At 74.0% G+C, this 20,638-nt stretch carries 19 protein-coding genes; 8 read left to right on the forward strand and 11 right to left on the reverse strand.

Annotation, left to right across the window (positions count from 1 at the left end; translation table 11 throughout):
• Positions 1-37 precede the first annotated feature (37 nt).
• The 3 genes from ACFW2Y_RS19030 to ACFW2Y_RS19040 all read left to right on the forward strand — a co-directional run bounded on the left by ACFW2Y_RS19030 (position 38) and on the right by ACFW2Y_RS19040 (position 2,794).
• Positions 38-553: a PadR family transcriptional regulator gene (locus ACFW2Y_RS19030; RefSeq protein WP_384880241.1), complete on the forward strand. Its 516-nt coding sequence runs from the start codon at positions 38-40 to the stop codon at positions 551-553.
• 139 nt (positions 554-692) lie between these two features.
• On the forward strand, positions 693-1,886 hold the full coding sequence (locus tag ACFW2Y_RS19035) for a DUF2306 domain-containing protein (RefSeq protein WP_384880244.1): 1,194 nt from the start codon (positions 693-695) through the stop codon (positions 1,884-1,886).
• On the forward strand, positions 1,883-2,794 hold the full coding sequence (locus tag ACFW2Y_RS19040) for a hypothetical protein (protein ID WP_384880247.1): 912 nt from the start codon (positions 1,883-1,885) through the stop codon (positions 2,792-2,794). The genes ACFW2Y_RS19035 and ACFW2Y_RS19040 overlap by 4 nt, the downstream gene beginning before the upstream one ends.
• A gap of 209 nt (positions 2,795-3,003) precedes the next feature.
• On the opposite strand, the gene ACFW2Y_RS19045 is transcribed toward ACFW2Y_RS19040, so the two are convergent.
• Positions 3,004-3,552 (reverse strand): hypothetical protein, encoded by a 549-nt coding sequence (locus ACFW2Y_RS19045; RefSeq protein ID WP_384880250.1) that lies wholly within the window; start codon positions 3,550-3,552, stop codon positions 3,004-3,006.
• Positions 3,553-3,675: 123 nt separating this feature from the next.
• Here ACFW2Y_RS19045 and ACFW2Y_RS19050 point away from each other — a divergent pair, with 123 nt between their 5' ends.
• Entirely contained in the window at positions 3,676-4,254 is a 579-nt protein-coding gene (locus tag ACFW2Y_RS19050) for an isochorismatase family protein (RefSeq protein WP_384880253.1), read from the forward strand.
• A gap of 97 nt (positions 4,255-4,351) precedes the next feature.
• On the opposite strand, the gene ACFW2Y_RS19055 is transcribed toward ACFW2Y_RS19050, so the two are convergent.
• Together ACFW2Y_RS19055 and ACFW2Y_RS19060 are read right to left on the reverse strand one after the other, a co-directional pair.
• Entirely contained in the window at positions 4,352-4,882 is a 531-nt protein-coding gene (locus tag ACFW2Y_RS19055; protein WP_384880256.1) for a carboxymuconolactone decarboxylase family protein, read from the reverse strand.
• Between the two features lie 193 nt (positions 4,883-5,075).
• Complete coding sequence (locus tag ACFW2Y_RS19060; protein WP_384880259.1) at positions 5,076-6,776, reverse strand: FAD-dependent monooxygenase; 1,701 nt, start codon at positions 6,774-6,776, stop codon at positions 5,076-5,078.
• Positions 6,777-7,247: 471 nt separating this feature from the next.
• Here ACFW2Y_RS19060 and ACFW2Y_RS19065 point away from each other — a divergent pair, with 471 nt between their 5' ends.
• Positions 7,248-9,308, forward strand: a complete 2,061-nt coding sequence (locus ACFW2Y_RS19065) for a SpoIIE family protein phosphatase (protein ID WP_384880262.1) — start codon at positions 7,248-7,250, stop codon at positions 9,306-9,308.
• A gap of 6 nt (positions 9,309-9,314) precedes the next feature.
• On the opposite strand, the gene ACFW2Y_RS19070 is transcribed toward ACFW2Y_RS19065, so the two are convergent.
• The 5 genes from ACFW2Y_RS19070 to ACFW2Y_RS19090 form a co-directional block, all read right to left on the reverse strand.
• Positions 9,315-9,932, reverse strand: coding sequence for a DinB family protein (locus ACFW2Y_RS19070; RefSeq protein WP_384880264.1), 618 nt, complete (start codon positions 9,930-9,932; stop codon positions 9,315-9,317).
• A gap of 127 nt (positions 9,933-10,059) precedes the next feature.
• Complete coding sequence (locus ACFW2Y_RS19075) at positions 10,060-12,018, reverse strand: ABC transporter permease (RefSeq protein ID WP_384880267.1); 1,959 nt, start codon at positions 12,016-12,018, stop codon at positions 10,060-10,062.
• Positions 12,019-12,142: 124 nt separating this feature from the next.
• A complete protein-coding gene (locus ACFW2Y_RS19080) occupies positions 12,143-12,538 on the reverse strand; it encodes a molybdopterin-binding protein (protein WP_384880270.1) in 396 nt (131 codons plus the stop codon).
• A gap of 163 nt (positions 12,539-12,701) precedes the next feature.
• The gene (locus tag ACFW2Y_RS19085) at positions 12,702-13,181 is read right to left on the reverse strand and encodes an Lrp/AsnC family transcriptional regulator (RefSeq protein ID WP_384880273.1); all 480 of its coding nucleotides are present in this window, start codon (positions 13,179-13,181) and stop codon (positions 12,702-12,704) included.
• Between the two features lie 307 nt (positions 13,182-13,488).
• Positions 13,489-13,707 carry a hypothetical protein gene (locus ACFW2Y_RS19090; protein ID WP_384880321.1) on the reverse strand — a complete coding sequence of 73 codons (219 nt, stop codon included), beginning with the start codon at positions 13,705-13,707 and terminating at the stop codon, positions 13,489-13,491.
• Between ACFW2Y_RS19090 and ACFW2Y_RS19095 the strand changes: the two genes are divergently transcribed.
• Complete coding sequence (locus ACFW2Y_RS19095) at positions 13,649-15,154, forward strand: FUSC family protein (protein ID WP_384880316.1); 1,506 nt, start codon at positions 13,649-13,651, stop codon at positions 15,152-15,154. The two genes, ACFW2Y_RS19090 and ACFW2Y_RS19095, sit on opposite strands and share 59 nt — an antisense overlap.
• A 290-nt stretch (positions 15,155-15,444) precedes the next feature.
• Entirely contained in the window at positions 15,445-16,500 is a 1,056-nt protein-coding gene (locus tag ACFW2Y_RS19100) for a lactonase family protein (RefSeq protein ID WP_384880275.1), read from the forward strand.
• Positions 16,501-16,591: 91 nt separating this feature from the next.
• Here ACFW2Y_RS19100 and ACFW2Y_RS19105 read toward each other — a convergent pair whose 3' ends face one another.
• Both ACFW2Y_RS19105 and ACFW2Y_RS19110 read right to left on the reverse strand, forming a co-directional pair.
• Positions 16,592-17,515 (reverse strand): sirohydrochlorin chelatase, encoded by a 924-nt coding sequence (locus ACFW2Y_RS19105; RefSeq protein WP_384880277.1) that lies wholly within the window; start codon positions 17,513-17,515, stop codon positions 16,592-16,594.
• A 179-nt stretch (positions 17,516-17,694) separates the two neighbouring features.
• Positions 17,695-18,702, reverse strand: coding sequence for an N-acetylglucosamine kinase (locus ACFW2Y_RS19110; RefSeq protein ID WP_384880280.1), 1,008 nt, complete (start codon positions 18,700-18,702; stop codon positions 17,695-17,697).
• A gap of 96 nt (positions 18,703-18,798) precedes the next feature.
• Between ACFW2Y_RS19110 and ACFW2Y_RS19115 the strand changes: the two genes are divergently transcribed.
• Positions 18,799-19,476, forward strand: coding sequence for a uracil-DNA glycosylase (locus tag ACFW2Y_RS19115; RefSeq protein ID WP_384880283.1), 678 nt, complete (start codon positions 18,799-18,801; stop codon positions 19,474-19,476).
• 70 nt (positions 19,477-19,546) lie between these two features.
• Here ACFW2Y_RS19115 and ACFW2Y_RS19120 read toward each other — a convergent pair whose 3' ends face one another.
• Positions 19,547-20,629, reverse strand: coding sequence for a WD40/YVTN/BNR-like repeat-containing protein (locus ACFW2Y_RS19120; RefSeq protein WP_384880285.1), 1,083 nt, complete (start codon positions 20,627-20,629; stop codon positions 19,547-19,549).
• Positions 20,630-20,638: the final 9 nt, after the last annotated feature.

A 20,638-nucleotide genomic window follows, 5' to 3' on the forward strand; every position in this document is an offset into this window, starting at 1 on the left:
GGACCGCCCCGCAGGCTCGCCGCGATACCGTCGCCGCATGTCTGAAGTCCGTTTGACCACGCCTTCCTTCCTCGTCCTCGGCATCATCGACAAGTTGGGCGAAGCGAGTCCTTACGACGTGAAGGTGGAGGCCGCGCGGACCGTGGCCCCGTTCTGGTCGATGCCGCACGCACAGGTGTACGCGCAGTGTGACCGGCTCCTGGGGGCCGGGCTGCTCTCCGAAGTGCGCCAATCGGGCGGGCGGAACCGCCGTCTGATGAGCCTCACCGCAGAGGGTGCGTCAGCGCTGCGCGGCTGGCTCGCCGACCCCGCCTTCGTGCCGGTCGAAGCGCGTGAGAGGGGCATCCTCAAGCTGTGGTTCGGCGCCAGTCCGCGCCTCCACGCCCCGGTCCAGATCGAGGAGCACCGCAAGACCCTCGACGGGTACGAGGAACTGGCCCATGAGGTCGGAGAGCTGCTGACGCGCGGACAGCGCGAGGCACTGGAGTTCGGCATCCGCTACGAGCGGATGATGGTGGACTTCTGGCAGTGGGTGGAGGGCCGGGAGCACTGAACCCTCCGACGGGCCTTTGTTACCGACCGGTTGACCCCGGCCGCCGTCCGCCCTACCTTCCTCCATAGTCCAGACAGGACCATTGGCGAAGGGGGGCGCCGTGGGGCGCACGACGAGCACGAGGTGGAGCGGGGGCAGAGTGGCCGCCGTGGTGGTGACGGCGGTCTGCCTGACCTACGCCCCCATCGCCATGACCGAACTCTGGCCGTATGCCCGACCGGGAGCCCCGGCGCTCGGCGAATGGCTCCTCGGACGCACCGTCTCCCCGGAGTTCGTGGCCGAAGCCGTGCGCGACCGCATGGGACCGTACGGGCGCAGCCTCGTCCCCCTGATCGTGCACTCCGTCCTGGGTGGCCTCCTCATGCTGCTCGGTCCCGTACAGCTGCTCTCCGCCGTCCGCCGCCGCGTCCGGCTCCACCGCGCAGCCGGGACCCTCTTCGCCGTCACCGTCTACGCCTCGATGGCGGGTGCGGCCCTCTACCTCGTGCGCACCCCGCCGGAAGAGGCCTTCAGCGGAGCCGCGTTCTGGATCGTCCTCGCCACGATCCTGGTCGGGACCGTCGGCAGCGTGACCTTCGGCGTCCTCGCCGCGCTCCGCGGCTTCCCGGACCTCCACCAGCGCTGGATGCTTCTCTGCTACGGATTCCTGATGACCGCTCCGCTGCTGCGCCTCGAATGGGGGCTGCTGCCCTCCCTCTACCCCGGGCTCGGCATCCTGGACGTCAACCGCGTCGCGATCATGCACCTCGGCGCCTTGGTCGCCTTCGGAGCGCTCCTCGCCTCCCGCGCCCTCGACCGGCGCGCCACCGTGCCCGGCCTCACCGGCACGTGGTGCCCGCTGCCGGTGCGGGTGGCCGCCCACCTCGCCGGCGCAGCGGGCCTCGGGTGGATCACGGTGGCGTTCCTTGACGAGGGCACCGCCGGGCGGCGCCTGCTCGTCGCGTACCTCGTCCCGTACGCGGTGACCTACGCCGTCATCGCCGTGCGGGCGGTACGGGCCGGCGCCCGGGGGGCCGACTGGCCGCGCGAGGAGTGGTCACTGCACCTCGTCGCACTGTGCCTCGCCCCCGCCTTCTCGGCCGTCACCGCTCCGGTCCTCGAAGGGACCCTGGGGCTCGACCGGATGACGGCCCTCGTCGCAGCGGTGGGCACCGGCTGCGGAGTCCTCGCCTACGCCGCCGTCACCGCGGTCAGCCTGCGCATCCTCCACGTCCGGGAAACCCTCAAACGGAAGGGGCACGCCGCACGACCACCGGCCGTACGGGGGCGGGGGCCGAAGGCGGCGGAAGCACCGGCCGCCACGGGCGCCGCACCGGAAGGGGGCCGGGGATGAACCGCACGCCGCAGACGACGGCCGCGGACGCCGGAACCCCCGACGGGCGGGAGATCTCCCCCGCGGTCGTGCTCCTGAGCGGCGTGGTGGGAGGCATCGGCCTCGCCGTCGGCGTGCTGCTCACCGCGGCGAGCCTGGCCGGGCACGCGGCGGGCGCGTGGGCCTCGCCCGAGGCGCTGAGCCCGGGTCTCCTCGGCGCGGCCATGGCCGGTGTCGCGCCCGCCCTGTTCACGGTCGGCCGGGCCCGCGTCTGGGAGGAGGTCCGGTGCCTGGTGCTTCCGCTCGTCATCGTCCTCGTCGGCCTCTTCGCGGTGACTCTGCTCAATGCCGGGTCCCTCCGGGCAGTACGGGGCGGGCCGCTGTTCCTCGCGTTGTTCAGCCTCGGCTGGGTCGCCGTCCTCGGCGCCCTCGCCCTCGCGGCCCTGGGCTGCCTGGTCGCGCAGTACCGTCGTCCGGCCGCCGCTCGGGGAAGGGCCGTCGACGAGGGGGAGCGGAGGCGCGTCGCCCCCCTGCCCGCCTGGTCGAAGCCGCTGCTCGCCGTGCTCGGCTCCGGTTGGCTCGGCATCGGCGCCGGTCTGCTCTGCTTTCCCGCCTTCTGGGGCGAGTTGCTTCCGTGGACCACGAACCGTGCCGACGCACAGGGCCTCGGGGTGTGGGCGCTGGCGCTCGGCGTCGGCGTCCTCGGCTCCCTCGCGGAGGACGACCTGGCCCGCATCCGCCCCGCGCTCGGTGCCGTTCCGGTGATTGCCCTCGCACTCGCCGTGGTCCTCGCCGTCCACGCCCCTGCGGTCGACTGGACCTCGGGTCCCGGCGCGTCGCTCCTCGCCCTCGTCGCCGGCTTGCTCGGCACCGGTGTCTCGGGCCGCTGGCTCCTCGGCCGTGCCGTCCGGCGGGGTGGCGTCGGCTAGGCACCACGGCGAAGGGGCCCCGTGTCCGGCACGGAGCCCACGGGCCCCGCCGTCATCTGCAACCGGAGCGTGGCGGCGGGGCCCGTTGCTTCCGCCGTCCGGCACGGTGCGCGCCCCGGAACCCGCCGGTTCTCCGGGCGTGCGGGCTACCACGGCCTTCGACGACGCGCGCCGCGCGCCCCGGTGTCCGGGGACGGCTTACCCGGCGCTCACGGCTGCCAGCGCGGCGCCTCGTCGTCCGGGGTGTCCGGACTCGCGAAGTGGAAGGGGACGTCGAGGTGTTCAGCGAGGGCCCGTCCGGCTGCGTCGGCCGCTGCCGCTTCGGGACGCCGACTCCCGCTCCGCCGCGCATCGCCCCAGTACCGCACGGCCGTTTCGCGGTGGACGGTGGCGAGGTGGTGATCGCCCGCAGGTTCCGCCGACACGGCCAGGAGGAGCACGAACCAGTCGTGGACGGTGTCGCCGTCCCAGACCGCCTCGATCGCGACCACCCGCCCCGGGCATCCGGAGGCGCGCGCGGACAGGGACGCCAGGTCCAGCGGGCTCAACGGGGTGCGGGCGATCCGGTCACCGTGCACGAGGTACCTGTCGTGCACGACCAGTTCGGCATCGTGGAGCCGCAGCCCCCGGCTCCGGCAGGCCTCCCAGACGATGCGTGTCGCCCGGAACCGGGAGTCCTGGAGGACGTGCCCGTCGACCTGCTCGCGCAGCCCCTCCGGCAGGGCCTCCCACCACTCCGACGTCGTCGACCCGGTCATCGGACTCCTCTTCCCCGCCCCGTGACCGGAGAGGGTAGCCGACCGGGTGGAGCGCCGGCTCGCCCGCCCCCGGCAGCGCGAAAACCCGTGGCCGACCCGGTGCGCGGGCGCGACGATGGCGGGATGACCCAGCGAGTGCGGCCCGTGGACGCCCTGATCGTCGTGGACGTCCAGTCAGCCTTCGTCACCGGAGGGGGTGCCGTGCCGGACGCCGACCGCCTCGTCGAGCGGACGGCGGACCTCATCGCTCGGGCGCGCCGGGCCGGATCCGTTCTCGTCCACCTGCAGAACGACGGACCGCCCGGAGCCGAGGACGAACCGCACACGCCCGGCTGGGAGCTCCACCACCCGGTGCGGCCCGGTCCCGCCGAGAAGGTGATCCGCAAGCTCCGTGACGACGGCTTCCAGGACACCGAGCTGGGCGCCGTGCTCACCGGAGCGCGGGTCCGGGCCGTCGTCATCTGCGGGGTGATGTCGGAGATGTGCGTCCATGCGACGGCCCGCACGGCCCTGGAGCACGGCTATCGGGTCGTCGTGCCGTACGACGCCCATGCGACCCAGGACGTTCCGGCCGCGCCGGGCATCAGCGGGGTCGTGCCGGCCGCGACGGTCTCCCGCGTCGCGGCGTACGCACTCGGGAGCGATGCGGAGACCACCGTCCCGACGGCCGCCGTCACGCTCACCGCCCCCGGAACCTCCTGACGTCCCGTGCGCTCCGCACGCAGGGCGGCCCGCCCCCGCGCGGCGGGGGAGAGCGGCCGTGCGGCGACCGGCAGGGGCCTTCCGGGAGGCCCGGTCCTCAGTCCGCCGGATCCGGCTGGATGCCCGCGAGGAGGTTGAAGGCACCGGTCAGGAGGTTGAGGCTGACCACACCGACCACTTCGGCGATGATCCGGTCGCTCCAGCCGTGCGACCGGACGTCGGCGAGGTCCTCGTCGGAGAGCGCACCCGGTTCGGCGAGGACCCGAAGGGCGAGTCCGATGAGGGCGGCCTCGCGCGGGTCCGCTGACGTCCCCTGGCGCGCGAGGGCGATGTCGAGCTCGGACAGTCCTGCGGCGCGCCCCGCCTCCTGGTGGGCCTCGCGGCACGTCCCGCAGCCGATCCACTCCTGGACGGCGAGCGACAACTTCTCGCTCAGGGCGCGCGGGATCCGCACCCGCTTCATGGCCCGCGACAGGCTGAGGTAGCCGTCGAGCAGGGCAGGTGAATGGGCCATCGTCGACACCATCTCACCGACGGAGCCGTGTCGTTCGAGGATGTCTGCCAGCAAGTCGCCCGCGCGGCCCGGCGCTTGGTCGGGAGTGAGTGCGGTCAGTCTTCTCGTGCTCATGGAACCCCTTCTCCTATACCCTTGGGGGGTATAACGGAGGGGGAGGGGCGAAGAGTTCCCCGAAGGGGCCGGGCCGAGCGGCTGCGCCCCGTGCCGCCCCGAGCGCCCGATGCGCCCGGGCACCCACGGTCCGGGTGCCGGGTGCCGGGTGCCGGAGGGCGGCGCAGGTCGTGTCGATCCGGTCCCGCTCGTTTCACCGCCCCCGGAGGGGAAGGATCCGCCGGGACTTCCTGAAGGCTCTCGGGCGGCCGTGGGCGAGCACCGAGAGGTAGGCGCGGAGCAGCGCGGTGCGGGCGACCGGGGCGACCAGCCCCACGTGCCCGTCCGGTCGGACGAGCCACAGGACGTCGGGGTGGCCGAGCCGTCCGGCTTCGATGCCGTCCCGCGGAGTGACGGGCAGGATCCGGATCGGCACGGGAAACCGTGCGCACGCCTCGCGCAACCCGTCGAGCACTCCGGGCTCGGCCCGTGCGGCGTACAGGACCAGTGTCCACCGCCCGTAACCGAGCAGCGTGTGCAATCCGCGGGCAACGGTCCGTGGGACGGTGCTGAGGGAAGAGCCGGTCCCGGGCGGTGCGCCTTCGCCCGGGACGAGGATCCTGACGTCCGGCATCCGGTCGCCCGCCCGCGGGCCGCGCCGGCGGTGCCGCCCCGGGCGGTGCCAGGACAGCGTGCCGCCCCGGTGATCGCCCGGCACCCCGCCCCGTCCCGGGGCGCCCGTGCGGAGGCCGACTCCGGGGCGAAGCCCGCGTCGGGCGAAGGCGGTGGGGGCGGTGGCCGCGAACGCCCGGTGGCCCAGCGGCGGCATGGGCGGTTCCATGAAGTCGAAGCGCATGTGCCGGAGATACTGCACGGCCGTCAGTCGCTGCTCGGCGTCGTACGTGTCCAGGAGCCCCTCGTCGGCCTGCCCTCCCTGCACGGCGGCCAGTTTCCAGGCCAGGTTGACGGCACCGAGGATGCCGATGTTCATTCCCGGGCCGCCGACGGGTGCCCAGGCGTGTGCCGCGTCCCCCACGAGCAGGGCCCGTCCGTGGCGCAGCTTGGCGGCGACCCGTCCGTGGAGCGGAGCCCCGTCGGGGCGGGAACCCGCCGCGTCGAGCCGGAGCGCGGGCACCCCGGTGGTGTCCGCGACCAGGGCCCGCAACTCGTCCTGGGTCGGGGTGGCGGTCGACCCCGGTTCCGGACGGTCGCGGAAGCAGAAGAAGCGGAAGCCTCCGTCGGACAGGGGGAAGACGAGCAAGGAATGGCGCGGCACCAGGAAGAGGTGTCCGAGGCCGGGCCGCAAGCCGAGCGGCCGGCCGGGCGGGGCGGTACCCAGGGCGACCTGGGGGCCGGAGGGGAGGCGGTCCTCGAACCGGATGCCGAGCCGGTCCCTGACCACACTGGCGGTGCCGTCGCAGCCGACGAGCCACGGAACCGCGGTCGATTCGACCGCGCCGCCCGCGTGCCGGAGGCTGAACTCGGCCCGGTCTTCGTGCACCTCCACGTCGGTCACCTCGGTGTTCCACTCGATGCGAGTGCCGAGCCGGGCGAGTTCCTCCCGGAGGAGGCGCTCCACGTCGTACTGCTGGACGGCGAGGGGGCGGGCGTGGCCCGGCAGGGCCCAGCCGGTGCCGAGCGGGCCGAGCGCCCGGTCCCGGGCGTGCAGCGTCACCGTGCCGAGCTCCACCCCCCGGAGCCGGAGGAGTTCCCCCACGCCCAGGACGTCGAGCGCTTGACGGGCCCGTGTCCAAAGCACCAGGGGCCCCACCCTGTACCGGGCCGTCGGGGCCTTGTCGACGATCCGCACGCGCAACGAGAGCCGGCGCAGTCCGATCGCGAGGGCGAGCCCCACGGGGCCCGCCCCGACGATGCACACATCGGTGCTCCCGACCACGCCGCTGCCCGTGTCCACCCGGTCACCCGCTCCCGCTCGGCCCTGCCCCGCGTTCAGGGTGCTGATGGAAGATCACCTTCGATAGGGCGTGCGACGGGGCGCGGGAGTCACGTACACAGGGCCGGACGCCTCCCCGTGCGTCATCCGGTCCGTTTGGGCGGCGGCAACGAATTTCAGTCGTCCTCGCTCCTTCTCCGGGGCTGCTCACGGACGGTGGACCGACCCCGGTGGCGCGTTCTCGGTGCGGGGCGCCCGGCACCGGTCCGTGCCCGTACCGGAGGGCACGCACGGTCGTGCCGGGACGCCGTCGCCGTCACCGGTGGCGACGGACGGGGCTGTCCGCCGGGGTCCGTTGGTCCGGAGCCGATCGGTGCCCGTGTCCGCCACCGATCGGCCGTACTGCGCAGCGCTCGCCGCGGCCTCCTCGGCTAGGGTGATTCGGTAGGGAATGCGCCCCTCGGGGCCAGGCCGATGCGTAGGGTCGGTGCGTTGGAGACTCATCAGTCGTCGAGCAGGGTTCCGCAGCCGCCCCGGGCGGCCGTCGGGGACGCGGGTGTGCTCCGCGAGCTGCTGCCGATCGCCCTCTGGCGCGAGGACGCCGAGGGACGCATCGTCGAATGGTCCCTCGCCGCGCAGGACCTGCTCGGCCACCGGCCCGAGCACGTGCTCGGGCGGCTCGCGACCCCGCTCCTCGTCCCCGAGTCCAACCGCGAACTCGCCGACCGGCTCACCGACCGGGTGCAAGCGGGCGAGACCATGGTCGGCACCCTGCCCGTCCGCCACCGCGACGGCCACACGGTGGTCATGGAGATGTGGATCGTCCCGGCCGCCGACCCGCAGGGGCGCCCGGGAGCGATGCTCATCGCCGTGGAGACCTCCGAGGTCCTGCGGATGCGGGAGAACCTGGCGGCCATGGAGAGCCTCTTCACCCAGTCGCCCATCGGGCTCGCCCTGCTCGGACCGGATCTGCGCTTCCTCCGTGTCAACGACACCCTCGCCCACATGAACGGGGTCCCGGCGGCCCGGCACGTGGGGTACCGCCTCACCGAGGTCGTCCCCGGGGTCAACGCCGCCTCGCTCGAATCCCTCATGCGGCAGGTGCTGGAGACGGGCACCGCCGTCACGGACGCCCGTCGGGTCGGTCGCACCCCCGCCGACCCCGACCGCGACCACATCTGGTCCTGCTCGTACGCCCCGCTCTTCGACCGCACCGAGCGGCAGCCCCTCGGCATCATCGCCTCCCTGGTCGACATCACCGAGAGCCAGGAGGCGCACATCGAGGTCGAGCGGGCCCGCCACCGCCTCGCCCTGCTCGCCGAGGCCGGGGCCCGGATCGGCACCACGTTGGACCTGAAGCAGACCGCCGAGGAGGCGGTCCGGTTCCTCGTGCCCCAGCTCGCCGACTCCGCCGACGTGCAGATGTTGGAATCCGTGCTCGAACCGGACGACTCGGCCGCCTCCACCCGCGGGGTGCTGCGCAGGCTCGCGGCCCGCTTCCCCGATCCGACCGCCCCCACCGCGTTCCTCACCCCCGGGCAGACCTTCCAGCTCCCCCTGGACTCCGTGTACGAACAGGTCGTTCTCCGCGGACGGCCCACGAACCTCTACGTGTCCGACATCCCCGAGCTCTTCACCGACCCGCGCACCGAGGCCCTCCGCACCTATTTCGCCACCCGCATCGGCTCGGCACGACTCGTCCCGCTGGTGGCCCGGGGTCAGGTGCTCGGCGCGATCACGGTCACCCGGTTGCGGACCCGCGAACCCTTCGACGCACAGGACTGCGTCCTCATCGACGAGGTCGTCGCCCGTGCGGCCCTCAACATCGACAACGCCCGGCTCTACACCACCCAGCGGCAGGCCGCCCTCACCTTGCAGCGGAGCCTCACCAACAACGCCCTTCCCGACGTCACCGGCCTCGAACTCACCGGCCGCTACCTCCCCGCGAGCTCGCACGACGTGGGGGGCGACTGGTTCGACGCCATCGCCCTCCCCGGCGGCAGGACGGGACTCGTCATCGGTGACGTCATGGGCCACGGCATCCACGCCGCCGCGGTCATGGGCCAACTGCGCACGGCGGTCAGGACCCTGGCGCGTCACGACATCCCGCCGACGCGCATGCTCAGTTCCTTGGACGCGGTCGTGGCGGACCTCGGCGAGGACGAGATGGCAACGTGCGTCTACGCCGTCCACGATCCGGCCCGGGGCAGTTGGGTCATCGCCCGGGCGGGGCACCCGCCGCCCGCCGTCGCCACTCCGGACGGCACCATCGCCTTCCTCGACGGACCGCCCGGGACGCCGCTGGGCAGCGGAGCCCATGACTTCGGCACCCAAGAGGTCGTCCTGCCCGGGGGCGGGCTCCTGGTGCTCTACACGGACGGCCTCATCGAAGCCCGTGACCGGGACCTCGACCAGGGCATGCAGCAGCTCGCCGAAGCGCTCCGCCCCCTCGGCCGGCCCTTGGACGCGCTGTGCGACGAGGTCATCGAGCGGCTCCTCGCGGGAGCCGCACAGGACGACGTGGCGATGCTCATCGCCCGCACCATCCGCTGAACCCCCTCAGGGCCGGAGCCGGTGGAGGTCCCGGAGCAGGGCGATCTCCGCGCCGTGGTGCAGGAGCTCCTGGTTCACCCACCACACGACCTCGATGAAGGGGTCCTCCGGATCGCTGCCGTGCGGGTAGCTGCTGTGCCCGACGGTGTCGAGGGCCTCGTCGTCGGTGGACAGCAGTGCCCTGCGCCAAGCGGTGGCGGCGGCGTCGAAGGCGATGAGGGCCGAGGCGACGTCCCCGCTGACCGGGAAGTCGTCACGGGTCAGACGACGGCTGCCGTTCACGTGGTCGGCGCGCAGTGCGAGCAGCTCCGAAAGGTGGTTCAGCCGCCAGGCGATGGTGGTGAACGGCGGTGGGGACGGGTGCGGCGGAGACGTCGTGTCCCTGCCCCATGCACCGGCCCCCACCAGCAGGGTCGCACGCGCTCCCGGACCGTCTGCGTGCCGCCGGACGGACCAGCAACCGGGCCCCGGCTCCCACAGGTACTCCTCGTCGGTCATCGGACCGACCGTGACGTCCGTGCCGTTGCCGCTGTCCACCACCGGTCCCGCCATGCGGTCGGCAAGCCGCTTCCGGGCGAAGTCGAACTGGTCGAGGAGGGGTACGAGCCGCTCCGGCAGGGTCATGGAGGCTCCTGGTCGTACGGGCACGGGACGCTGACATGCTGTCACGCCCCCGCGCGTCGCCGCCCCTGGATTTCCCGCCCGGGCGGGGCCCTCCGGAGGACCCCGCCCGGAAGCGTGCCGAGGGCCGTCACAGGGGGACGACGGTCACCTCGGTCGCCTTGATGCCGGTCCACACCGGAACCCCGTCCGCCAGGCCCAGTTCGGCAGCGGCCTGCGGGGTGATCTCGGCGACGAGCGAAGGCGCCCGGTCCGAGGTGACCAGGACACGCAACCGGCTGCCGCTCGCGGTGATCTCGCGCACGGTGCCGGGCCAGACGTTGCGGGGGCTGCCGCCCGGCTTCTCCCGGTGCACCGCCACCGCCTCGGGCGCGATGACCGCCAGGGACGGGGTGCCGGGGGGCGGGGTTTCGGCGGTGATCAGGGTGCCTCCCCCGTCCAGGGAGAGGCCTTCGGCGGAGGCGGTGCCGGGCCAGGCGTTCCGCCCGAGCATCCGGGCCACCCAGGGGGAGCGGGGGTGTCGGGACACCTCGGCCGGAGAGGCGTCCTGGAGGGTGCGCCCGTCCTGGAGCACGAGGACCCGGTCGGCCAGGGAGACGGCCTCGACGGGGTCGTGGGTGACGATCAGACAGACTCCGCCGAAGCGCGCGAGGTGGGTGCGCAGGGTGTGCCGGACGTGTGCCCGGGTGGTCTGGTCGAGGGCGGCGAGCGGCTCGTCGAGCAGCAGCAGCCGCGGGCGGGCGGCGAGGGCGCGGGCCAGGGCGACCCGTTGGGCCTGCCCGCCGGAGAGTTCGGCGGGTCGACGGTGGGCGAGGTGTCCGACGGCGAGTCGGTCGAGCCAGTCCTGTGCCGCGCGTCGTGCCTCGGCGCGCGGCACTCCGTGCACCCGCAGGCCGTACGCCGTGTTGGAGAGCGCGGACAGGTGGGGGAAGAGGGCGCCGTCCTGCGGCACCCAGGCCACCCTGCGCCGATGCGGCGGCTGCTCGGTGACGTCGGCCTCGCCGAGCCGGAGCGCCGCCCGGGCACGAGGGGTGAGGCCGAGGAGGGCGCGGAGGAGGGTCGTCTTGCCCGCGCCGTTGGGCCCGACCACGGCGACGGTGGTGCCGGGGGCGGCGTCCAGGACCAGCTCGGTGAAGCCGGTGACCTCGGCGTGCAACGCCCATCGCCCCTCTTCCCCGTCGTCCGTGCCGGGGCCTTGCCCGGCGGTGTCCACGGCGGGCTGCGGCCCGGCCGCGGCGGGTTCTTCCACCGGGACGGGCGGTACGGCCCGGTCCCGTCCCGGGCTGCCCGTCCAGCGGCCCCGCAGGGCGACCAGGACCGCCATCGCGACGGCGAGCAGCAGCAACGACACGGAGGTGGCCGCTTCCGGTTCCTCCTGCAGCAGGAGGTAGACCTGGAGCGGCAGGGTCTGGGTGGTGCCGGGCAGGTTGCCGGCGAAGGTGATGGTGGCACCGAACTCGCCGAGGGCCCGCGCCCAGGTGAGCGCGGCGCCGGCCAGCAGCCCCGGGGCGACCATCGGCAGCGTGACGGTGAAGAAGACCCGTACCGGCCCGGCGCCCAGGGACGCGGCCGTCTCCTCGTAGCGGGGGTGCAGCCCGGCGAGTGCGCCCTCCAGGCTGATGACCAGGAACGGCATGGCCACGAAGGTCGCGGCGACCACCGCGCCCGAGGTGTGGAAGGGCAGGGTCACTCCGAATGCCTGCTCCAGCCAGGGGCCGGCGATGCCGCGCCGCCCGAACGCGAGGAGCAGGGCCACGCCGCCGACCGTCGGCGGCAGCACCATGGGCAGCAGCACCAGCGATCGGACGATCGCCTTGCCGCGGAACGGCACCCGGGCGAGCAGCCAGGCCAGCGGCACGCCGAGGAGCAGGGACAGGCCGAGCGCCCAGAAGGAGACGAGCAAGGACAGCTTGAGGGCCTCGACGGTGCCGGGGCTCGTCAGGTGCGTCCCGAACGAACCCCACTCGGTGCGCGCCAGGACCCCGACGAGCGGGAGCACCAGGAACGCGACGGCGAGCAGCGCCGGCAGGGCGAGGACGAGCGGAGTGCGCGGCCCGCGGCCGGTGGTCCGAGCGGGAAGGGGTTTCATCGTTCGTTCCAGAAGTGCTCGGAGGCGGGTGGGGGCTGTCCGGCGGGGGAAAGCCCTCTGCCGGTGGCTCCGGCACCACGGGGCCCGTACGGGCCTACCCGCGCCGGTCCGCGACCGGAAGGGCTCAGGTCCTGTCGATGTGCACGCTGGTCGACTTCACCCGGGCGGTGGCCTGCACGCCCACCTCCAGGCCCAGTTCCTCCACCGCCTCGCGGGTGAGGAGGGAGACCAGCCGGTGCGGACCTGCCTGGATCTCGACCTGGGCGGCGACGTCACCGAGTTTGACGGCGGTCACGATCCCGGGAAACGCGTTGCGCGCCGAGGTGTACGGCACCTCCTCGTCCCCGGCTGCGCTCTGCCCGACCTCCACGGAGAAGGCGGCCAGGTCACGGCCGTCGATGAGGCGCCGGCCGTTCTCGTCGCGATGCGTCGCGACCCGGCCGGCATCCGCCCAGCGGCGTGCCGTGTCGGGGCTGACGCCGAGCAGACGCGCCGCCTGGCCGATGGTGTAGGACTGCATGGCCGCCACGTTAGGTCGTCAGGATTCTCATCTGCAAGGGATGGCAGGGCTCCTCATGGCATCTGCCAGCTGACTTGGAGGAATCGACCAGGGAGAGCCCCTCGCGGTTCCTCCCCGGCTACCTCGGTGCCCGGCGGTCCGTTCCCGACCGTCCCGGCTCCCCTCAGCCCGCCCCCGACCGTCGGCCGATCGCCTCCACCAGCGGGAGGAGCCGGTGCGTCACCCGCTCGCGCAGCGCGATCTCGGTTCGGGTGCGGACCACTCCCGGCAATTGGATCAGCCGCTGGATGACGTCCTCCAGGTGGCCTGCGTCCCGGGCCACCACACGGGTCAGGAGGTCGCCGCCGCCGGTGATGGAGAAGGCCTCCACGATCTCCGGCACGCCCGCGAGCGCGTCGCCCACCTCGTCGAGATGTCCCTGGGTCACCTCGACGTGGACGAAGGCGAGCACCGGGTGCCCGAGTGCGGCGGGGGACAGGACCGGCCCGGTCGCCGTGATCACTCCGTCGCGTTCCATGCGGTCGATCCTCGCCTGCACGGTGCCGCGCGCCACTCCGAGGATCCGTGCGTACTCGCGCACGCTCGTCCTCGGCTGCTCGATCAACAGCCGCAGGATCTGCGTGTCGAGTCCGTCCACCGTCATCCGCGTCGGCCTCCTTCGCCCCGCTCGTCCGATTTCTGACTGTACCCAGCGGTTCGAGGGCCGACCGAAACGACCGAAGTCGCCCGTCGCGCCGACGCCGGAGGGGGCGCGGGCGGGGCAGTGGCGAGGGGACGTCCCGTGGCGCCGGTGGCGGCCGGTCGGAAGCCGTGTGCCGGGGCGGGTCGGGTCCGATGCCGTCCGGTGGTCCGTTGGCCTGCCGCTGGACCGGTGGCGAAGCCTTTTGCTGGGCCATTGGTCCAGTGGGTCGGCGTCGAGTTGAGCCAGCGGCACCCGAATGGTTTGCTTGTCATATCCAGGTACTTTCGGCGCCGCGCAGCGCCGGGGCGGCGACGAGGCCGGTCCGGACCGCGGCGCCCTTCGTCGTGTCCGCGCACTCCCACCACCCCGGGACGGTGCGCAGCAGGGCGGAAGGCAAGACAAGGGGGCGGTTCACCGCCGTGAAGAGGATGTTCGTGGCGCCGGATCCGGGGCGCGTCAGGTTGAAGAACTCGCTGCGGGCGGTCATGGGGATCGCGCTCGCCGTCGCCCTCGCGGAGCTCGCCGGGCTCTCGCTGGCGGCCTCCATCACCGGTGGGCTCGCCGCGTTGCTGGCACTGTTCACCGTGACCGACGCCACCGTCCGTGCGCAGGCCGTGACGACCCTCCTCCTGCCGGCTGCGGGGCTTCCGGTGCTCGCCCTGGCCACCGCCCTGCACGACGTGACGCTCCTGCGCGACCTCGCCTTCCTCGCGGTCGTCTTCTGCGGCGTCTACGCCCGGCGCTGGGGGCCCCGCGGCCATGCGCTGGGGATCTTCGCCTTCATGAACTTCTTCACGACCCAGTTCCTGCACGCCGTGCCCGGCCAGCTCCCCGAGCTCTACGCCGCCGTCGGCATCGCCCTGGCCGCTGCTGCCGCCGTGCGCTTCGTCCTGTGGCCGTTGGAGCGCCGCACCCCTCCGCCAGTCGCACCGGCCCCCCTGCCCGGAGCCGGTCTCGCCCGCGTGACCACCCGGCAGGCCGTGCAGGCCACCGCCGCCTGCTCCGTGGCGCTCGCCATCGGCCAGGTCCTCTCCGAGGACCGTTGGTACTGGGCCGTGGGTACGACCTGGTGGATCTTCGTGAACACGGTGTCGCGGGGCGAGACGCTGGTGCGGGGCTTCCGCCGGGTCCTCGGCACGGTGATCGGCATTGCGGTCGGCATGGTCGTCGCCATCCCGCTCCACGGGTCCCCGGCGCCCACGGCCGCCCTGGTCGCCCTCTGTGTCTTCGGCATCTTCTACACGGCGCCCGTCTCGTACAGCTGGATGATGCTGGCGGTCACGGTCATGGCGGGGCTGCTGTACGGCCTCCTCGGCGTGCTCGACCCGGCGCTGCTCGTGCTGCGCCTGGAGGAGACCGCGGTGGGCGCCGTGTGCGCCGCGCTTGCCGTGCTCCTCATCCTCCCCGTCACCACCCATGCGATCAACGACGCCTGGATCCAGCGGGCCCTGCAGGGCGTGCGCGCAGCCACGTCCGCATCGTTGCGGCGCCTGTCCGGCGAACCGGACGCCGACCCGATGCCGCACGCCGCAGAGCTGGAGCTGCTGCTCGGGCGGGTGCGCCTCTCCCTCGCTCCGCTGGTCCACCCGCTCAGCCCCTTCCGGAGTCGCAAGGCCAGGGCGCGCCAGGTGCTGGCCCTGCTCGACGACTGCGCGGAGGAGGTCCGCGGGCTCACCGCGGTGGCGGCGGATCCGGCCGCGGGCCACGACGCCCGGCTCGCGGCGGCCTGCTGGCGCGTCGAGGCGGCCGTGGAGCGTCTGACCTCGCCGCGGGCCGGTCGTGCCGGTGCCGGACGCGGGGGGCCGGAGGAGGCGGTGGTCGCCCCGGCGGCGGGCCACGATGCGCTCGACCACGTCAGCGGCCTGGAGAAGCTCCTCGCGGCACTGGACGAACCGCTGCGCACGCCTCCGGGGTCCCTGCTGGTCCGTTCCTGAGGTTGCCGGCGGTGCCCGGCCCCGCGGTGCACCGGCGGGTCCGCCCCGCCCGCCCGGCCCACGGGAACCGGTCCTGCGGACGGTGACGGGCCCGGCCCGTCGCGCTCGGAGCGCTGGACGCCGGCCCAGGGGGGCGGACCGGTGCGCCGGGTTCCCCGCCCGGCTCCCGTTCCTTGCCGTTCGCCCCCGTGGGGTGCCGCCGTCCACCCCGGCTTTGGTCTAGACCGCCTGCTACCGTCGGCCCGACGAGACCGGTCGACCGGGACCGGGCCAACGGACAGGGAGACGCCGTGGGCGACACAGCAACGGATCGGGAGCAGCGCCGGGCACGGGCGTTCATCGGCTCCTTCACCACGGCCGGCGGACGCGGGGTGCTCGCCGCGGAGGCGGACGCGGAAACGGGGGCGCTGACGGTCACCGGAGCCTGCGACGCCGTCGCGGACCCCTCGTTCCTCGCGCTCGCCGGGTCGGTGCTGCACGCCGTGTCCGAGACCGACGCGGGTGCGGTGGCGGCCTTCGACGTCACCGGGCCCGCCCCCCGACCGCTCGGCCCGCCCGTCCCCGTCGACGGCTCGGGGCCCACCCATCTGGCGCTCGCCGCCGGCCACCTCCTGACCGCGAACTACTCTTCCGGCAGCGTCACCGTCCTGCCCCTCGCCGCAGACGGCACCGTTCGTCCCGCCACGACGGTCCTGCAGCACGAGGGCGGCGGCCCCGTGGTCGACCGGCAGGCCGGCCCGCACGCCCACCAGGTCCTCCCCGACCCCAGCGGGAACTGGATCGTCAGCGTGGACCTCGGCACCGACTCGGTGAGGATCTGCGCCCTCGATCCGGAGACCGGGACGCTCGCGCTCCACGGCGAGACCGCCCTGAGCCCCGGCACGGGGCCGCGCCACCTCGTCTTCCATCCGGCGGGCACGCACGCGTACGTCCTGAACGAACTGCGGCCCGCCCTCACCGTCTGTCGCTGGGACGCCGTCGAGGGCGTGCTCGAACCGCTCGGCGAGACGGCCGTCGTTCCCGAGGGGACGCCGGGGCCCGCCTACCCGTCCGGAGTGGTCGCCGCCCCCGACGGCCGCTTCCTGTGGGCCGCGGTGCGCGGAACCGACGGCATCGCGGTGCTCGCCCTGGACGGGGAGGGCGCTGTGGCGGAGTTGGTGGCCACCGTCCCCTGTGGAGGTTCCTGGCCGCGCGACCTGTCCCTCGACCCCTCCGGACGGTGGCTGTACGCGGCGAACGAGCGCTCCGGAGACGTCACCTGGTTCGCCCTCGACCCGGCGACCGGGATCCCGTCCCCAGCGGGTTCGGTCGCCGCTCCCGCTGCCTCCTGCATCGTCCTCGGCTGAGCTTCGGAGCGGGCCGCGGCCGGACACGACGAAGGGTCCACACCGGACGTTTTCCGGAGCGGACCCTTCCGTGTGACGCGGCAGCGCCGTCTCAGAGCGAGGGAGTGCCCTGCGACTGCTGCGGCGGAAGGCCGAGCGCGGTCGTGTACTGCGAGAGCACCAGCTTGCCGATGGCCGGGTAGGCCCCCAGCGGTTCGGCTGCGGCGCAGCCGGCTTCCTTCGCGGCCTCGTCGAGGAGGCCCTCGGCCAGCTCGGGGCCGATCAGGTACGGGGCGAGGGCCAGCTGCTCCGAGCCGGCTGCGCGCAGCTGCTCGGCCACCGAGGAGATGGAGCCCTCCTGGTCGAGCGCGGCGGCCATCACCGGGACGGCGAGGCGCGCGGCGAGAAGCATGCCGGTGATGCCGGCGGCCTGCACGGCTTCCTCGCCGCCGACCGTGGCCAGGATGATGCCGTCGGCGGCCGTCGCGACGGTGAACAGTCGGGCGCGGTCGGCGCGGGCGAGGCCCGCCTCGGAGAGGCGCACGTGCAGCGCCTCGGCGAGCAGCGGGTGCGGGCCGAGGACGTCGGTCAGTTCCGTGGTGTTGCCGCCGTCCATCAGGGCCTGGCGCACCTGGCGCATCTGGGCGCTGTCCGGGCCGGCGAGCAGCGGAACGACGACCGCGTCCGGCCCGGTCGGGGCAGTGGCCTCGCGACCGGCGGCCAGGGCCAGCTCGTACCGCTCGGTCCGCAGCTTGGCGGCGGCCGTGAGGACGGCCGTCAGGGACGGGTACTCGGCGTCATCGCCCTCCAGGAAGCCGATCGCGGCCTCCAGGCCGGGCAGCTCGGAGCGGGCGATGCTCACGACCTCTTCGGCCAGCGAGCGTATGGCGGACGACGGCGCGCCGGGAACGGCGAGAACGAGTGCGGGAGCGCCCTCGGGCGCCGCCGCGGGTTCGGGGCGACGGTGCCGCCCGGACTGGCGGGGTCGAGGCATTCGTACAGGCAGGCCGGAAGCAGGCCCAGTGGGGGTGCTCATGGCGCCGCATGCTACTGGTTTCGCCCGCCGCGCCGTTGGCTGAGGTGCGGTCGCGCGCCTTCTGCCCCCCTATGTCCGGTCTCGATCGGGGCCTCCGTTCCGTTTCCGTCCCGGAGGGGCGACCGGCGGGTCCGGGACGGCAGCGGCAGACCGCTTCCCACCTGCCCGGACGTCCCGCGCTAACGGGTTTCGGCGCCGAAGAGACGGAGGAGCGAAGGGTCCTCCGGCAGTCGCAGGGCATCGGCCGCGAGCGCGGTCGCGAGGGCCACCGCTCCGGCCAGTGGATCACCCGCCGCCCCTGCGGTCCGGGCCTGCGGAAGGACCGTGTCCAGCGCGACGCGCAGCGGCCCGAGCAGTGGCCCGCCCATCTTGAAGAGGCCTCCGGTGAGCGCCACCACGGCCCCCGGTCCCGTCGGGCACGCGGCCTCGGCCGCTTCGGCGATGTGCCTTCCGGCCCGTGTGAGGATCTCGGTCGCCACGGGATCCTGTGCGGCGGCGCAGGCCCCCACCTCCGGAGCGAAGGAAGCCAGTACTGCGGGCCGGTCCGTCCGCGGGTAGAGCACGCCCGGCAGACCTGCCGCCGGCCCGAAGAACGCCTCGGCCCGGGCCAGGAGCGCGGTCGAACCGCCGCGCCGGCCGTCATGGGCGCGCAGCGCCGCCTCCAGCCCCGCCCGGCCGATCCAGGCGCCGCTGCCGCAGTCGCCGAGGAGGTGCCCCCAACCGTCGACCCGTCGCCAGGAGGCCAGGTCCGTGCCCAGGGCGATCAGGCCCGTACCGGCCGCGACGACGACGCCCGGCCGCTGTCCGAGCGCCCCGGCGTACGCGGTGACGGCGTCCGCGGCGAGAGCCAGCCGCCGCACCCCCCAAGCCGCGGCGAACGCGTCCGGCAGCGCGGTCCGCAGCTCGTCCCCGAGGGTCGCCATCCCGGCGGCGCCGACGGCGACGGCGGCGATCGGCAGCCCGCCGGTGCGCTCCCGCAGGGCGGCGACGGCGGGCAGCACCTGTTCCAGGAAGTGGTCGGCGGAGATGCCGCCGGGGCCCGTGCGCACCGGCTCCCGCGAGGAGGCCGTCTCCAGGACGGCGCCGCTCTCCGCATCGGCCAGGGCGATGCGGAGCCCGGAACCGCCGGAGTCGACGCCGATGACCGAGGCGCCGGAGGAATCGCTCGTGGAACCTGCGGAACCCATGGAGACCACGGTGCACCATTCTCGGCGTCGGGGGCGGGAGCGGTGGAGGTCCGGACCGACCCCCGTTGTCACTGTAGGCCGGTAGAGTGACGGACCGTGACAGCACGACCGTTGAACGAACTGGTGGAGCCCGGTTGGGCGGAGGCGTTGGGCCCCGTTGCGGGGCGCGTCGCCGAGATGGGCGACTTCCTGCGGGCGGAGATCGCCGCCGGCCGGACCTATCTGCCGTCCGGGCAGAACGTCCTGCGGGCGTTCCAACAGCCCTTCGAGGAGGTGCGGGTACTGATCGTGGGTCAGGATCCCTATCCGACGCCGGGCATGGCGATGGGGCTCAGCTTCTCGGTCGCACCCGAGGTGCGCTCGCTGCCCGGCAGCCTGGAGAACATCTTCCGGGAACTGCACACCGACCTCGGCCTGCCCCGGCCGTCCAACGGCGATCTGACCCCGTGGACCCGTCAGGGCGTCCTGCTGCTCAACAGGGCGCTCACCACCGCCCCGCGCAAGCCGGCCGCCCATCGGGGCAAGGGCTGGGAGGAAGTGACGGAGCAGGCGATCCGTGCGCTCGCCGCCCGGGGCAAGCCCCTGGTGTCGATCCTCTGGGGGCGTGACGCCCGCAATGCCCGCCCGCTCCTCGGCGACCTTCCGGTGGTCGAGTCGGCGCACCCCTCCCCGATGTCGGCGGACCGCGGCTTCTTCGGCTCCCGTCCCTTCAGCCGGGCGAACGAGATGCTCCTCGGCATGGGGGCCCAGCCGGTGGACTGGCGCCTGCCCTGAGCGTTCCGGGGTCGGCCCCGGAACGCGACCCCGGCGTTCCGGCCGGTCGGCGAGGTCCGGTCACGGCCGTTCAGATCACCGCCGCCCGTACGCACAGCACGTCCGGCAGGTGCTGTGCCAGCACCTGCCAGGTGTCGCCGTCGTCGGCGCTCGCGTACAGCTCGCCGTTCCGGTTGCCGAAGTAGATGCCCGCCGGGTCCGCGTCATCGGTGCACAGGGCGTCCCGCAGCACCGTGCCGTAGTGGTCGCCCTCGGGCAGCCCCCGGCTCAACGGCTCCCAGGCGTCGCCCGCGTCCGTCGTGCGGTAGACGCGGCATCGGTGGTCGGCCGGGACGCGGTCGGAGTCCGCGGCGATAGGGAAGACGTACGCCGTGTCGGGGCGGTGTGGGTGCGCGGCGACGGCGAAGCCGAAGTCGGAGGGGAGGCCGTCCCCGATGTCGGTCCAGCTCGCACCCGCGTCATCGCTGCGGAACACGCCCCAGTGGTTCTGGAGGTAGAGCCGGTCCACGTTGACCGCGTCCTGGGCGATCTTGTGCACGCACTGCCCGAACTCCGGGTGCGGGTCCGGCAGGAACACGGCGGACACGCCACGGTTGGAAGGTTCCCAGGACGCCCCGCCGTTCCGGGAACGGAACACCCCCGCCGTTGACACGGCGACCGTGAGCGCGTCCGGGTCGTGCCGGTCGGTGATGACGGTGTGCACCGCTTCGCCGCCGCCGCCCGGCACCCAGCGGGAACGGGTCGGATGCTCCCACAGGGGACGGACGAGCGCGAACGACTCCCCGCCGTCCGTCGACCGGAAGAGCGCCGCGGGCTCCGTGCCGGCGTACACGACGTCGGGGGAGTGGGCGGGGGCCGGGTGCAGTTGCCAGACCCGTTCCAGTGACGCACCGGTGTCCTCGGGGAACCTCACCGCCGGCTTCGGCGGCTCGGTCCACGTCCTGCCGAGGTCGTCCGAGTGGAAGACGGAGGGGCCCCAGTGGCTGCTGTGCCCGCCGACGAGCACCCGTCGGACGGGGCGGCGGGTGTCGATGGCGACCGAGTACACCGCTTGCGCCGGGAAGGCGGGATCGTCGAATTCCCACCGTCCGCCGTGCCTCCGGCCGATGAAGAGACCCTTGCGGGTGCCCACGGTGAGGAGTACGTCGGGCATGGTCGCCAC

The sequence above is a fragment of the Streptomyces sp. NPDC058877 genome, assembly GCF_042742855.1.
Classification (GTDB): Bacteria; Actinomycetota; Actinomycetes; order Streptomycetales; family Streptomycetaceae; genus Streptomyces.

Coding starts and splice junctions, on each gene's coding strand:
- ACFW2Y_RS19105 (WP_384880277.1), bottom strand. CDS start 17,515: ATGAGCACCCCCACTGGGCCTGCTTCCGGCCTGCCTGTACGAATGCCT.
- ACFW2Y_RS19040 (WP_384880247.1), top strand. CDS start 1,883: ATGAACCGCACGCCGCAGACGACGGCCGCGGACGCCGGAACCCCCGAC.
- ACFW2Y_RS19120 (WP_384880285.1), bottom strand. CDS start 20,629: ATGCCCGACGTACTCCTCACCGTGGGCACCCGCAAGGGTCTCTTCATC.
- ACFW2Y_RS19055 (WP_384880256.1), bottom strand. CDS start 4,882: ATGAGCACGAGAAGACTGACCGCACTCACTCCCGACCAAGCGCCGGGC.
- ACFW2Y_RS19095 (WP_384880316.1), top strand. CDS start 13,649: ATGTTCGTGGCGCCGGATCCGGGGCGCGTCAGGTTGAAGAACTCGCTG.
- ACFW2Y_RS19075 (WP_384880267.1), bottom strand. CDS start 12,018: ATGAAACCCCTTCCCGCTCGGACCACCGGCCGCGGGCCGCGCACTCCG.
- ACFW2Y_RS19090 (WP_384880321.1), bottom strand. CDS start 13,707: ATGACCGCCCGCAGCGAGTTCTTCAACCTGACGCGCCCCGGATCCGGC.
- ACFW2Y_RS19110 (WP_384880280.1), bottom strand. CDS start 18,702: ATGGGTTCCGCAGGTTCCACGAGCGATTCCTCCGGCGCCTCGGTCATC.
- ACFW2Y_RS19030 (WP_384880241.1), top strand. CDS start 38: ATGTCTGAAGTCCGTTTGACCACGCCTTCCTTCCTCGTCCTCGGCATC.
- ACFW2Y_RS19050 (WP_384880253.1), top strand. CDS start 3,676: ATGACCCAGCGAGTGCGGCCCGTGGACGCCCTGATCGTCGTGGACGTC.
- ACFW2Y_RS19080 (WP_384880270.1), bottom strand. CDS start 12,538: ATGCAGTCCTACACCATCGGCCAGGCGGCGCGTCTGCTCGGCGTCAGC.
- ACFW2Y_RS19070 (WP_384880264.1), bottom strand. CDS start 9,932: ATGACCCTGCCGGAGCGGCTCGTACCCCTCCTCGACCAGTTCGACTTC.
- ACFW2Y_RS19045 (WP_384880250.1), bottom strand. CDS start 3,552: ATGACCGGGTCGACGACGTCGGAGTGGTGGGAGGCCCTGCCGGAGGGG.
- ACFW2Y_RS19085 (WP_384880273.1), bottom strand. CDS start 13,181: ATGACGGTGGACGGACTCGACACGCAGATCCTGCGGCTGTTGATCGAG.